This is a genomic window from Streptomyces sp. NPDC058145, assembly GCF_042884245.1.
GTDB lineage: Bacteria > Actinomycetota > Actinomycetes > Streptomycetales > Streptomycetaceae > Streptomyces.
This window is the reverse complement of the sequence record NZ_JBHVUH010000005.1, coordinates 115492-127377: the sequence shown is the minus strand read 5'-3', so window position 1 is coordinate 127377 and position 11886 is coordinate 115492. Positions and strand designations below refer to the sequence as shown.

Sequence of the window (11886 nt, the reverse complement as noted above, 5' to 3'; positions counted from 1 at the left end):
CCCGCCAAGCGAGTTTCCGGCAGCCGGACCGTCCGTCACGGGCGGTCCGGTTTGCCGTCTCCGTAGAGCCAGTCCTTCCAGATCTCGCCGAAGTCCTTGTCCGGGGCCTTCTCCTCCACGTACGCGGTGAACCGGGCGGTGTCGGCGGTGCCGTGGCGGTGGGCGGCGGCCCAGCCCCGGAGGATGTCGTAGAAGGTGTCGTCGCCGACCTTCCGGCGGATCTTCTGCAGCACCATCGCGCCGCGCTCGTAGACCGGGGTGTCGGAGATGTGCGCGGCGCCGGCCGGCCTGGCCGGCGGAAAGTCCCAGATGGCGTCGTCGTCGCCGTCGTACAGGTCGGTGAAGGTCTGCTGGGCGCTCTTGCCGCCGTGGTCCTCCCGGTACAGCCACTCCGCGTACGTCGCGAAGCCCTCGTTGAGCCACATGTCCCGCCAGCTCCGCGGGGTGACCGAGTCGCCGTACCACTGGTGGGCGAGCTCGTGGACGAGCGTGCCGGTGTCGGGGGCGCCGGGGAAGACGGGGCGGGTCTGGGTCTCCAGGGCGTACTGGACGTCCCCCGGGCGGTCGACGATCGCGCCGGCGGAGGAGAAGGGGTACGGCCCGAAGTTGTACTCCTCCCAGTCGAGGATCTCCGGGATCTTCGCCAGGACGTCCTTGCTCGCCTTCGCCTGGCCGGGGTCGACGGCGGTGAGGACGGGCAGGCCGTGCGGCCCGGTGGTGCGGCGGATGTCGTAGTGGCCGACGGCGACGGTGGCCACGTAGCTCGCCATCGGCTGGGCGGTGTGCCAGGAGTACGCCGTCCGGCCGTCCTTGCTGGTCTGGCCGGTCAGCTCCCCGTTGGAGACGGCCTGCAGCCCCTCGGGGACGGTGACCGTGATGTCGTACGCCGCCTTGTCCGAGGGATGGTGGTTGCCGGGGAACCAGGCCATCGAGCCGACCGGCTCGCCGAGGCCGAGCGCGCCGTCGGCGGTGGGCAGCCAGCCCTCCTTGGAGCCGTCGGGGTCGGTGAGGGTCCGCGGGGTGCCGGAGTAGCGGACGGTGGCGGTGAAGGTCTCGCCGTCGCGCAGGTCGTCATGGGGGCGGACGGTGAGTTCCCGGCCGGCGCGGTTCCAGCGGGCGTCCTTGCCCTCGACGGTGACCGAGCCGACGTCCAGTCCGTCGAGGTCCAGGTCGAAGGCGGTCAGGTCCTGGGTGGCGCGGGCGGTGATCACGGCTTTGCCGGCGAGCCGGCGGGTGTCCGGTGTGTAGTCGAGGGTCAGGGCGTAGTGGGTGACGTCGTAGCCGCCGTTGCCCGCCTTCGGGAAGTAGGGGTCGTGCACGCCCGAGCCGCCCGGAGTGCCGCGGACGCCGCCGTCGCACGCGGTGCCGGTGAGCGCGAGCGCGAGGAGGGCCGCGACGGCCGGGACAAGGCGTGCGGATCTGGACATGTCAGCGATCCTACGGCGGCGGCGTACACCGGAGCGGGGGTGCCGTGGCGGGGCGTGACACCATCTCCTGCGTGCTCGACATCGGCTACGCCCTCTCCAACCGCTTCCCGGACCCGCCGCAGACCGACTACCGCCACGCGGACGTCCACGCGCTGCGGCACGACCTGTTCTGCGGGGACGTCTATCTCGCGGACACGAAATCGGACCGCGAGCTGTCCACAGCCTGGGGATGGGTGCCGGTGCTGGACTTCGCGTGGGCGCTGTGCGACATCGCGGAGCGGCTGGACCGGGACCCGATGGGCTCGCGTGCCTCCCGGCCGCAGCAGGCGGAGCTGGACTTCACCGAGTCCACCGACCGGATGCTCTTCGAGCGCCGTTTCGGCTGGGTGGACATCGAGGCCGACTGGATGCCGGCCGAGGAGGCCCCACTGTCCTTCTCCCACACCGAACTGCGCCGGGAGTCGCGCGACTTCCTGCACGACCTGATCGCCGACCTGAGCGATCTGCACGAGGACCTGTCGGAGAACCCGGCGATCTGGACGCTGCAGGCCCGCTTCCCCCGCGTGGTCTGAGCCCTCAGTCCTCCACCCTGATCCCCAGCTCACCCGCCAGCACCGGAGCCAGGTCCAGCAGCTGCCCCGTGCTGATCACCGCCCCCGCCAGCCGGTCCAGGCCCCGGACGATCTCCAGCGGGGCGGCCCCGCGCAGGTCGACGTCCTTCAGGGTCGCGCCGCCGAAGTCGGCCTCCTTCAGGGCGCAGCCGGTGAACTCCACCCGCTCCAGGCGGGCCCCGGCGAAGTCCGGCTCGACCAGGACGCAGGAGTCGAAGACCACGTCCCTGAGCCGGGCCTCGCGGAGGTTGAGGAAGTCGATCTTGCCGCCACGGATCACGACCCGCTCCAGCACGGCGCCGTGCAACTGGGTGCCGCCCAGCCGGGGGTCGAGCAGCTCCACGTCCCGGAACGTGGCCTCGGCGAGGTCCGTGCCGACGCCCCGCAGGCCGCGCAGGACCGAGTCCAGCACACGCGCGCGGCGCAGTACCGCCTCGTCCACCGCGCAGTCCGTCAGCGCGCAGTCCATGAAGCGGGCGCCGGCGCCGTCCTGCCGGGCCAGGTCCGCCGCCCGGAACTCGAGACCGTCGTAGTCGCCGTCCGGCTCCAGTTCCCCGCCGTTCCAGGGCTCCAGGGGCGGCAGCCGCACCTCCGGCCGCCGCGCTCCCTTCACCCGTGTGCCGTCCGCGCCCGTCGCTCTCCTCGCCATGCCCCCATGCTGCACCGTGCCACTGACAGTCGAGCTGACCTGCGGGAACCGGTCCCGCGCAACGGAGCCCCGGCACACCCGGATGCGGTACCCACCGATTCATGGTGTTCTGACCAGATGGATATCGGCCGAAAGGGTGAGGATCCGCCGGCGTCCGCCGGCGCCGCACAAGCCGATCCCCACCGCTGGTGGGGCCTGGTCGTCATCGCCCTCGCCCAGCTGATGGTGGTCCTGGACGCGACGATCGTGAACATCGCGCTGCCCTCGGCCCAGCACGACCTGCACATGTCCGACGCCAACCGGCAGTGGGTGATCACGGCCTACACGCTGGCCTTCGGCGGACTCCTGCTGCTGGGCGGCCGGATCGCCGACCTCGTGGGCCGCAAACGCACCTTCGTCATCGGGCTCATAGGCTTCGCGGCCGCCTCCGCGCTCGGTGGCGCGGCCAGCAGCTCCGGCATGCTGTTCGGCGCCCGCGCCCTGCAGGGCGTCTTCGCCGCCCTGCTCGCGCCCTCCGCGCTGAGCCTGCTGACCACGACGTTCACCGTCCCGCACGAGCGGGGCAAGGCCTTCGGCATCTACGGCGCCCTGGCCGGCAGCGGCTCGGCCATCGGGTTCATCGTCGGCGGCCTGCTCACCGAGTACCTGAACTGGCGCTGGTGCCTGTACGTCAACGTGCCCATCGCCGTCGTCGCGGTGCTCGGCGCCTTCGCCCTGCTGCACGACCGCCCAGGCCACCGCGAGGCCCGACTCGACGTGCCCGGCGCGCTGCTCGGCTGCGGCGGACTCGTCGCGATCGTCTACGGCTTCGCCGAGGCCGAGCCGCGCGGCTGGACCGACCCGCTGGTGCTCGCCCTGTTCGCGTCCGGCGCGGCGCTGCTCGCGGTGTTCGTCTGGTGGCAGACCCGGGCGCCGAGCCCGCTGCTCCCGCTGCACATCGTCAGGGACCGCAACCGCGGGGGCTGCTTCCTGACCATGATGCTCGCGGTGATCGGCATGTTCGGGCTGTTCCTGTTCATGACCTACTACCTGCAGGTCATCCTCGGCTACTCGCCGGTCCGGGCGGGCCTCGCCTTCCTGCCGCTGACCGCCGCGATCATCATCGGCTCCACCCAGATCTCGGCCCGGCTGCTGCAGCGGGTGGCCCCGCGCCTGCTCATGGTGCCCGGCATGCTGCTGGCCGCGTCCGGGCTGCTGCTCCTGACCCGGATGACCGTCGGCTCCTCCTACACCGGCGAGATCCTGCCCGCGCTGATCCTGATGGGCCTCGGCATGGGCCTGACGTTCATGCCGGTGTTCGCCACCGCCACCGCCGGTGTGGCCCCGCGCGACGCCGGCGTCACCTCGGCGACCGTCAACACCTCCCAGCAGGTGGGCGGCTCGATCGGCACGGCCCTGCTCAACACCATCGCCACCACCAGCAGCGCCGCCTACATCACCGCCCACCTGCGCGGCCCCGCGTCCAAGGCCGCGGTCGTCCCGGCGGGCGTGGTGCACGGCTACACGGTCGCGATCTGGTGGGCGGCGGGCGTGATGCTGCTGGCCGGCCTGGTGGCGGGGCTGATGGTGACCGCCCGGGCCCCGGGCCACGGGGCACCGGCCGAGACACCGGTGCCGGAGTCAGTGGGCTGAGCCGGCCAGTTCCGCCAGCGCCCCGTCGGTGAGCCGGTACACCGTCCACTCGTCCTGCGGGCGCGCGCCGAGCGCCTCGTAGAAGCCGATCGCGGGCCGGTTCCAGTCGAGCACCGACCACTCCAGGCGCTCGTAACCGCGTTGTGCGCAGATGCGCGCCAGCTCGGTCAGCAGCGCCCGGCCGTGCCCGCCGCCCCGGGCGGAGGGCCGGACGTACAGATCCTCCAGGTAGATGCCGTGCACACCGCGCCAGGTGGAGAAGTTCAGGAACCACAGCGCGAAGCCGACGCTCTCCCCGGTCCCCTCGTCCACGGCGATGTGCGCGAACGCCGCCGGACGCTCCCCGAACAGCGCCTCACGCAACTGCTCCTCGGTCGCCCGCGCCTCCTGCGGGGCCTTCTCGTACTCGGCCAGTTCACGGATCAGGGCGTGGATGACGGGGACGTCGGCGGGGGTCGCGGAGCGAATCATGTGGGTGAGGCTAACCGGGCGGGTCCGGCCCGGTCACGCCGGTCAGTTACGGCCCGCCACCCGGTCGGCCACCCGTGCCAGCCGGGAGGAACCGGTGCCCGGGCGGAGCAGTTCGCGCCGGTCGGCGGCGCGGTAGGTGGCGTACATGCCGTTCACGCCGAGCCAGCGGAAGGGTTCCGGCTCCCACTTGCGGACCTTGTGGTTCACCCAGGGCAGGTCCGTCAGCCCGGTGCGGCCGGCCTGGCCCGAGTCCTGCCGCACGAGGTCGCGCAGGGTGCGGGCGGCCAGGTTGGCGGTGGCGACGCCCGAGCCGACGTAGCCGCCCGCCCAGCCGAGCCCGGTGGCCCGGTCGAGGGTGACCGTGGCGCACCAGTCGCGCGGCACGCCGAGCACACCGGACCAGGCGTGCTCGACGCGCACGCCCGCGAGGGCCGGGAAGAAGCGGGTCAGGATCTCCCGCAGGGCCTCGACCGTCTCGGCCTGGGTGCGGCCGTCGTTGTCGGTGCGCGAGCCGAAGCGGTACGGCACCCCGCGCCCGCCCAGCGCGATCCGGCCGTCGGCGGTGCGCTGCGCGTACATGTAGGCGTGTGCCATGTCGCCCAGCGTCTCCCGGCCGTCCCAGCCGATCGCCGCCCACTGCTCGTCGGTGAGCCGCTCGGTGGCGATCATCGAGGAGTTCATCGGCAGCCAGGTCCGCCGCTGACCCCTGAGCGAGGCGGTGAAGCCCTCCGTGCAGCGCAGCACGTAGGGCGCGCGGACCGTGCCGTACGGGGTCACGGCGTGCTTGGGCCGGATCTCGGTGACCGGGGTCGACTCGTGAATGACCACACCCAGCGCCTCCACGGCCGTCGCGAGCCCCTTGACCAGCTTCACCGGGTGCAACCGGGCGCCGTGCGGGGTCCAGCTCGAGCCCACCGCGCCGGCCACCCTGATCCGCTCGGCGGTCTGCCGGGCCCCGTACAGCTCGCGGTCCTTCTCGCCGTACGACAGCTCGTGCTCGTGGAAGGCCCGCAGCCGTGCCAACTGGGCCGGGGTGGTCGCCACTTCCATCACCCCGCCCTGGTGCACACCGGCGTCGATGCCCTCCGCCTCGGTGACGGCGACCACCTCGGCCACGGTGTCGTTCATCGCCCGTTGCAGACGTACGGCGGCCTCGTGGCCGTGCAGCTTCGCGTACCGGTCGCGGCCCGCGATCCCGTTGTAGAGCCAGCCGCCGTTGCGGCCGGAGGCACCGTATCCGCAGAACTTCTGCTCCAGGACGGTGATCCGCAGGAAGGGGGCGGCCTTCTTCAGGTAGTACGCGGTCCACAGTCCCGTGTAGCCACCGCCCACGATGACGACGTCCGCCGAGGCGTCCCCGGACAGCGGCTCCCGCACCGCGGGGAGGCCGTCGTCCGCGTACCAGAAGGAGATCCCACCGTTGACGACACTGGTTGCCGAGCTGCTCATGGCCGGGACGTTAACCCCTGGGAGCGGCCAGTGTCTCCTTCGGATTCCATGCTTTTCCGCGGCCCCCGACCAGCGGACGACACGCGAGACCGACCAGGACGGACAGGAAGTGCCCGAAGTCGGTGAAGGTACGGCTCGCGACCAGCGGCACGGCGTAGAAGGCGAGCAGGAAGGCGAGGTACAGGTACCGCCAGGGCGCCGCGAACCGGTAGGTGAGCACCGCCATCACCCCGGCCAGCGCGTAACTCACGCCGATGTCGAGGGAGTTGACGGCGGAGAGCGGGGCGTGGTGGTCGTGGATCGCCTGGAGCAGGGCCAGCTCGCTGATCAGCGTGGCGAGCACGTGCGCGGCGACGCACACCGCGAGCCAGCGCAGGGTGCCGAGCCGGCGCTCGGCCTGGGCGTGGAAGACGGTGTACAGCACGGCGTACGGCAGCCAGTGCCCGCTGTCGATCCACATCGCGCTGGTGATCAGCACCCGCACGGGGTTATGCGACAGCTCGTGGATGTTGGTCGAGCGCTGCCGCAGGAAGTCCTGCTCGAACGCCGGTGACATGTGGTGCAGGGCGACGGTGGTGAAGAACAGGATCGTGAGCCAGACGTAGGTGCCCGGGGCGCTGCGCACATAGGCCGCGACCGCCCGGAGCCCTCGCGGCGCGCGGATGACCCGGTTCACAACCGACAGTATGGTCGCGAGGGGGTCAGGGGCGCCTGACGAGTCCGGCCACCGGCCCTGCGCCGGGCCCGGCGCAGGGCCGTCCCCGCCTCATCGCGGGATGCGCCGTCCGGGTGACATCGCGCGGGCGGTGCCCGGCAGGGCCGAACGGGTCACCACCGGTCCCGGGCCCTCGGCCGGCCCTCCCGGTTCCGGTCCGCCGCCCGCGCCGATCCTGACACGCCGCCGGATGGCCTATCCGACCATAGAAGGATAAACCAGCCATACCGTACGCGATATGAAGAGATGTCACATCGCGTATCTCGCGTGCACCGTTGCCCTCCTCGGCACCGGCCTGGGCGCGGCCCCTGCGGTGGCCGCCCACTCGACCCTGGTGGTCCGCCCCGGCGAGTCGATCCAGAAGGCGGTCGACGCCGCCAAGGCCGGCGACACCGTTCTCGTGCTCGCCGGCACCTACCACGAGAGCGTGACGATCCGCACCCCCCACGTGACCCTGCGGGGCGTGGGTTCCGGGACGGTCATCGAGCCCGCCGCCAAGAAGGCCACCAAGAAGCCCGCCAGGGCGAGCGCCAAGAAGGCCACGAAGAAGGCCACGAAGAAGGCCACGAAGAAGGCTGCGAAGAAGGCCTCCAAGAAGCCCGCCAAGAAGTTCGTGAAGAGCTGCGCCGAGGGCGGCAACGGCATCTGTGTGCTGGGCACCAAGACCAAGGACGTCAAGGGCGTCACCGTCGCCGACCTGAAGGTCACCAGGTTCAGCCGCACCGGGGTGTTCGGCATGGCGACCGACGGCCTGACCGTGCGCGGGGTGAACGCCGCGAACAACGGCGTGTGGGGCATCGCCGCGGAACGGTCGGTGCGCAGCCTGCTGCGGGACAACTACGCGCACGGCAACGGTGACGCGGGCGTGTTCCTCGCCAACACCATCCAGGAGGAGGCCGGCGCCTACGACGCCAGGCAGACCCTGGTGTCGCACAACTGGCTGGAGGGCAACCGGATCGGCGTCACCGTGCGCCGGCTGCGGAACCTGACCGTCGCCCGGAACTACGTCTCCGGCAACTGCGCCGGGGTGTTCGTGGTCGGTGACGAGAACAAGCCCAAGGCCGGTCACCTGGACGTCACGGCCAACCAGGTCGTCGCGAACAACAGGTCCTGCCCGAAGACCGAGCGGCTGCCCGCCCTGAAGGGCTCCGGCATCGTCCTGACCGGCACCGAGCAGGCCCGGGTGTCCCGCAACTGGGTCACCGGCAACTCCGGCAAGTCCCCGCTGTCCGGCGGCATCGTGCTGTTCAAGAGCTTCGTGGGCGTGGCCGGCACCGACAACCGCGTCGACGGCAACGTGCTCGCCGACAACTCCCCCGCCGACCTGGTGAGCACCGAGACCGGCAGGACCAACTCCTTCGAGCGCAACTCCTGCCGGGCTTCCAAGCCCGCGGGCCTGTGCTGACCGCACGGGCGCTGCCACTGCTGGACCGACGAAGGCCAAGGAAAGAGAGAGGACGGCAGATGACGTCCGCTGAAACAGCACCACCGCCTCCCATGCGGCTGCGCGAACTCGTGTTCGGCGCGGCCTGTGCCGCCGCCGTCCGGGCCGCCGCCCGGCTGGGTGTCGCCGACGCCCTCGGCGACACCCCGATGACCGCCGAGGACCTCGCCGCCGCGGTCAAGACCGAACCGAAGCCGCTGCGCCGGCTGCTGCGGGCGCTGTCCTGCTACGACGTCTTCGCCGAGCGGCCGGACGGCACCTTCGCGCACACCGGCATGTCCCGGCTGCTGCGCGAGGACGACCCCAACAGCCTGCGCGCCATCGCCCTGTGGTGCACCGAACCGTGGACCTGGGACGCCTGGCCCAAGCTGGACGAGGCCGTGCGCACCGGCGACAACGTCGTGGAGGGCCTGTACGGCAAGGAGTTCTTCACCTACCTCAACGAGGACGCCCCGGAGTCCGCGGACGTCTTCAACCGCGCCATGACCCGCTCCAGCGAGCAGTCCGCGCGCGAGGTAGCGGCCCTGCTCGACCTGTCCGGGGCCAAGTCGGTCGCGGACGTCGGCGGCGGCCAGGGGCATGTGGTGGCCTGTCTGCTGGACAAGTACCCGGCGATGCGCGGCAGCCTGCTCGACCTGCCCCGGGTGGTGGAGAACGCCCTGCCGCGGCTGCGTGAGGGCGGCGACCTCGCCGACCGCGCGCGGATCGTGCCCGGTGACGTCCGGGACGCGATCCCGGTCCAGGCCGACGTCTACGTCATCAAGAACATCCTGGAGTGGGACGACGAGAGCACGTCCCGCACGCTGCGCAACGTCGTCGAGGCGGGCGGTCCGGGCACCCGGGTCGTCGTCATCGAGAACCTGGTGGACGACAGCCCCTCGATGCGCTTCAGCACCGCCATGGACCTGCTGCTGCTCCTCAACGTCGGCGGGGCCAAGCACACCACCGACTCCATGGTGAGCCGACTGACCTCGGCGGGCCTGAAGGTGGGCGACATCCGTCCGGTCAACCCGTATCTGCACGCGTTCGACTGCCACGTGCCCGCGTGACGCGGACGCGACTGCACAGGCCACCGGCCGCCGGGCCCGCGACGCTGCGGGCCCGGCGGCCGGTGGCCGTCCGGGGGTGCTGCCGTACGGCTCAGTCGCGCTCCCAGACGTAGAAGCGCTGTGCCATGGCGTCCTTGGGGGACCGCCAGGTCTCCGGGTCGTACGCGCTGACGTACGCCGTCAGGCGCTCGCTGATGTCACGGAACTCGGGGTGGCCGGTCACCTTGGCGATGGCGGGCCCGGGATCGCGCTCGGACTCGACGAGGTGCATGTACACATCGCCGAACTGGAAGAGGCTGCGCCGCACCACACCGACGAGGTGGGGCAGCTCTCCCCGGTCGGACTCCGCGAACACCTTGGCGATGTCCGGAGCGGAGCCCGGGGCCATGCGCGCGACGATCAGTGCCTGGTGCATGGGCTCGGTCCTTCCTCCGGCTAGTCGGCGAGGGCCGGGGCGGGACGCCGTCCGGCGGCCGCCTTCTCGATCTTCTCCCGGATGAGGGCCATCTGGACCTTTGAGTTCTTGTTGATGTTGTCGGTCATCCAGTCGTCGTCGACCGGGGCGTCCGGCTTCATCGCGAAGTCCTGCGTCCAGACCATCCGGGTACCGGCCGGGACTTCCTCGTACTGCCAGAGGATGTCCATGTGGGCGAAGGGGCCGGTCTCGACCCGGCGGGCCTTCACGGTGCGGGCCTTACGGTCGGGCTCGCGCTCGGAGACCCAGCTCCAGACGGTGCCGTTGTCGTCCGGGTGCATGGTCAGCCGGAACGTCGTCTTCCTCCCCTCCTGGGAGAGGATCTCGACGGACGCGTACTCGCTGAACAGGTGCGGCCACTTCTCCAGGTCGTTGGTCATGTCCCAGACCAGGTCGAGCGGCGCGGCGATGGTGATCTCGTTCTGCGTGTGTCCTGCCATCTCAGGCTCCTGCCATCAAGGTGCTGTTGACGAGGTTGAGGAACTGCTGGGGTGTCTTGCAGCGCTCCGCGTCGACCGGCATCGGGGTGCCGTGCGCGTTCTCCAGCTCGCCGACGATGCCGAGCAGGCCGAGCGAGTCGATGCCGAGGACGTCGAAGCCGGTGTCCGGCATGTCCTGGAGCTGCTGCGGGCTGACGGTGACCCCGGCAGCCTTCTTCATCAGCGCGGCGAGTTCTTCCACGGTGATCTGAGGCATTGCTCTCCTCCTTTGCTGTCCTCACTGCGCGGCGCCGTGCCGGAGCACGAGCGCCGAGTTCGACCCCATGAGTCCGCGGCTGAGCACCAGCGCCGTACGCAGCTCGGCGACGCGGGCGCGGCCGGTCACGAGGTCGAGGTCGTGGCAGACGTCGGCGACGTTGGGGGTGGGTGGGATCAGGCCGTGCTCCATCGCGAGCACCGCCGCCGCGGTGTCCAGCACCGGTGCCGCGCAGTAGCCCCGGCCGATGCCGGTCTTCGGCGCGGTGACCGGTACCCGGGTGCCGTGCGCGCCGAGGGCGTCGGCGAGCGCGAGGGCCTCGGCCCGGTCCGCCTGCGGCACCCCGAGGGCGTCGGCGAAGACGACGTCGACCTCCTCGGGAGCACAGCCGGCCTCGTCCAGCGCCTGCCTGATGGCCTGCGCCAGACCGTCCCGGGACCGGTCCCAGCGGGAGGCACCGGTGAAGGTCGCCGCGTGGCCCGCGACGTAGGCCCGCACGTCCGCACCGCGCTCGCGGGCCGACGTCTCCGCCTCCACCACGAGCATGGCGCCGCCCTCGGCCGGCACGAAGCCGCAGGCGGCGTCCGTGAACGGGCGGTAGGCGCGGGACGGGTCGGGGTCGGTGCTCAGTTCCTCGTAACCGAGCTGGCAGACCATCGAGTACGGCGCCAGCGGCGCCTCGGTGGAACCGGCCACGATCACGTCGGTGCCGCGCCGCACCGCCCGGGCGGCGTGCGCGAGGGCGTCCAGACCGCCCGCCTCGTCGGAGGCGACGACCGAGCAGGGGCCCTTGAACTTCCGGCGGATGGAGATCTGGCCGGTGCTCGCGGCGTAGAACCAGGCGATGGACTGGTACGGGCCGACGAACCGGCTGCCCTTGCCCCAGAGCTGCTGCAGCTCGCGCTGGCCGAACGCACCGCCGCCGGAACCGGCCGCGGTGACCACCCCGATGGAGTACGGCTCCGCGGAGATGTCGGCCTGCCCCAGCCGGGCGTCCTCCAGCGCGAAGTCGGCGGCGGCCAGGGCGAAGTGCGTGAACCGGTCGGTCTGGACGAGGAACCGCTCGTCGATGGTCGCCGCCGGTTCAAAGCCGCGGACCTCGCCGGCCACCTTCAGCGGAAGGTGCTCACAGCCCTCGCGGGTGACCCGGTCGAGGACGCTGAGGCCTTCCTGGGTGGCCTTCCAGAACGTGTCGGTGCTGGTTCCGTTGGGCGCGACCACCCCGATGCCGGTGACGGCCGCGCGCCGTTCATGCGGAGCACTCATCG

General features: G+C 71.6%; 13 protein-coding genes. 4 read left to right on the top strand and 9 right to left on the bottom strand.

Annotated features, from left to right (window positions below):
* Positions 1–35: 35 nt before the first annotated feature.
* The gene (locus ACFVVO_RS13055; RefSeq protein ID WP_390054343.1) at positions 36–1427 is read right to left on the bottom strand and encodes a M1 family metallopeptidase; all 1392 of its coding nucleotides are present in this window, start codon (positions 1425–1427) and stop codon (positions 36–38) included.
* 71 nt (positions 1428–1498) lie between these two features.
* On the opposite strand from ACFVVO_RS13055, the gene ACFVVO_RS13050 reads away from it, so the two are divergent.
* Positions 1499–1999: a hypothetical protein gene (locus ACFVVO_RS13050; protein WP_390054892.1), complete on the top strand. Its 501-nt coding sequence runs from the start codon at positions 1499–1501 to the stop codon at positions 1997–1999.
* 4 nt (positions 2000–2003) lie between these two features.
* Here ACFVVO_RS13050 and ACFVVO_RS13045 read toward each other — a convergent pair whose 3' ends face one another.
* Entirely contained in the window at positions 2004–2687 is a 684-nt protein-coding gene (locus tag ACFVVO_RS13045) for a pentapeptide repeat-containing protein (RefSeq protein ID WP_390054341.1), read from the bottom strand.
* Positions 2688–2804: 117 nt separating this feature from the next.
* Here ACFVVO_RS13045 and ACFVVO_RS13040 point away from each other — a divergent pair, with 117 nt between their 5' ends.
* Positions 2805–4319: a DHA2 family efflux MFS transporter permease subunit gene (locus ACFVVO_RS13040; RefSeq protein ID WP_390054339.1), complete on the top strand. Its 1515-nt coding sequence runs from the start codon at positions 2805–2807 to the stop codon at positions 4317–4319.
* On the opposite strand, the gene ACFVVO_RS13035 is transcribed toward ACFVVO_RS13040, so the two are convergent.
* Genes ACFVVO_RS13035 through ACFVVO_RS13025 form a run of 3 tightly spaced genes read right to left on the bottom strand, consistent with a single transcriptional unit; the run spans position 4308 to position 6915 of the window.
* Positions 4308–4790 carry a GNAT family N-acetyltransferase gene (locus ACFVVO_RS13035; RefSeq protein ID WP_390054337.1) on the bottom strand — a complete coding sequence of 161 codons (483 nt, stop codon included), beginning with the start codon at positions 4788–4790 and terminating at the stop codon, positions 4308–4310. The genes ACFVVO_RS13040 and ACFVVO_RS13035 overlap by 12 nt on opposite strands.
* A gap of 42 nt (positions 4791–4832) precedes the next feature.
* A complete protein-coding gene (locus tag ACFVVO_RS13030; protein ID WP_390054335.1) occupies positions 4833–6239 on the bottom strand; it encodes an NAD(P)/FAD-dependent oxidoreductase in 1407 nt (468 codons plus the stop codon).
* A 10-nt stretch (positions 6240–6249) separates the two neighbouring features.
* Complete coding sequence (locus ACFVVO_RS13025; protein WP_390054333.1) at positions 6250–6915, bottom strand: rhomboid-like protein; 666 nt, start codon at positions 6913–6915, stop codon at positions 6250–6252.
* Between the two features lie 277 nt (positions 6916–7192).
* On the opposite strand from ACFVVO_RS13025, the gene ACFVVO_RS13020 reads away from it, so the two are divergent.
* Together ACFVVO_RS13020 and ACFVVO_RS13015 are read left to right on the top strand one after the other, a co-directional pair.
* Positions 7193–8359, top strand: a complete 1167-nt coding sequence (locus ACFVVO_RS13020; protein WP_390054331.1) for a nitrous oxide reductase family maturation protein NosD — start codon at positions 7193–7195, stop codon at positions 8357–8359.
* Between the two features lie 59 nt (positions 8360–8418).
* A complete protein-coding gene (locus ACFVVO_RS13015) occupies positions 8419–9447 on the top strand; it encodes a methyltransferase (protein ID WP_390054330.1) in 1029 nt (342 codons plus the stop codon).
* A gap of 91 nt (positions 9448–9538) precedes the next feature.
* Here ACFVVO_RS13015 and ACFVVO_RS13010 read toward each other — a convergent pair whose 3' ends face one another.
* Genes ACFVVO_RS13010 through ACFVVO_RS12995 form a run of 4 tightly spaced genes read right to left on the bottom strand, consistent with a single transcriptional unit; the run spans position 9539 to position 11884 of the window.
* A complete protein-coding gene (locus tag ACFVVO_RS13010; protein ID WP_390054328.1) occupies positions 9539–9862 on the bottom strand; it encodes a TcmI family type II polyketide cyclase in 324 nt (107 codons plus the stop codon).
* A gap of 20 nt (positions 9863–9882) precedes the next feature.
* Entirely contained in the window at positions 9883–10362 is a 480-nt protein-coding gene (locus tag ACFVVO_RS13005) for an SRPBCC family protein (RefSeq protein WP_390054326.1), read from the bottom strand.
* Between the two features lies 1 nt (position 10363).
* A complete protein-coding gene (locus tag ACFVVO_RS13000) occupies positions 10364–10618 on the bottom strand; it encodes an acyl carrier protein (protein WP_366913104.1) in 255 nt (84 codons plus the stop codon).
* Positions 10619–10639: 21 nt separating this feature from the next.
* Positions 10640–11884 (bottom strand): beta-ketoacyl synthase N-terminal-like domain-containing protein, encoded by a 1245-nt coding sequence (locus ACFVVO_RS12995; RefSeq protein ID WP_390054325.1) that lies wholly within the window; start codon positions 11882–11884, stop codon positions 10640–10642.
* Positions 11885–11886 lie beyond the last annotated feature (2 nt).

What these genes read in the sequence shown, in the direction of transcription:
- ACFVVO_RS13020 (WP_390054331.1), top strand. Translation starts at nt 7,193, where the DNA reads ATGAAGAGATGTCACATCGCGTATCTCGCGTGCACCGTTGCCCTCCTC.
- ACFVVO_RS13030 (WP_390054335.1), bottom strand. Translation starts at nt 6,239, where the DNA reads ATGAGCAGCTCGGCAACCAGTGTCGTCAACGGTGGGATCTCCTTCTGG.
- ACFVVO_RS13035 (WP_390054337.1), bottom strand. Translation starts at nt 4,790, where the DNA reads ATGATTCGCTCCGCGACCCCCGCCGACGTCCCCGTCATCCACGCCCTG.
- ACFVVO_RS13045 (WP_390054341.1), bottom strand. Translation starts at nt 2,687, where the DNA reads ATGGCGAGGAGAGCGACGGGCGCGGACGGCACACGGGTGAAGGGAGCG.
- ACFVVO_RS13010 (WP_390054328.1), bottom strand. Translation starts at nt 9,862, where the DNA reads ATGCACCAGGCACTGATCGTCGCGCGCATGGCCCCGGGCTCCGCTCCG.
- ACFVVO_RS13055 (WP_390054343.1), bottom strand. Translation starts at nt 1,427, where the DNA reads ATGTCCAGATCCGCACGCCTTGTCCCGGCCGTCGCGGCCCTCCTCGCG.
- ACFVVO_RS12995 (WP_390054325.1), bottom strand. Translation starts at nt 11,884, where the DNA reads ATGAGTGCTCCGCATGAACGGCGCGCGGCCGTCACCGGCATCGGGGTG.
- ACFVVO_RS13000 (WP_366913104.1), bottom strand. Translation starts at nt 10,618, where the DNA reads ATGCCTCAGATCACCGTGGAAGAACTCGCCGCGCTGATGAAGAAGGCT.
- ACFVVO_RS13005 (WP_390054326.1), bottom strand. Translation starts at nt 10,362, where the DNA reads ATGGCAGGACACACGCAGAACGAGATCACCATCGCCGCGCCGCTCGAC.
- ACFVVO_RS13040 (WP_390054339.1), top strand. Translation starts at nt 2,805, where the DNA reads ATGGATATCGGCCGAAAGGGTGAGGATCCGCCGGCGTCCGCCGGCGCC.
- ACFVVO_RS13015 (WP_390054330.1), top strand. Translation starts at nt 8,419, where the DNA reads ATGACGTCCGCTGAAACAGCACCACCGCCTCCCATGCGGCTGCGCGAA.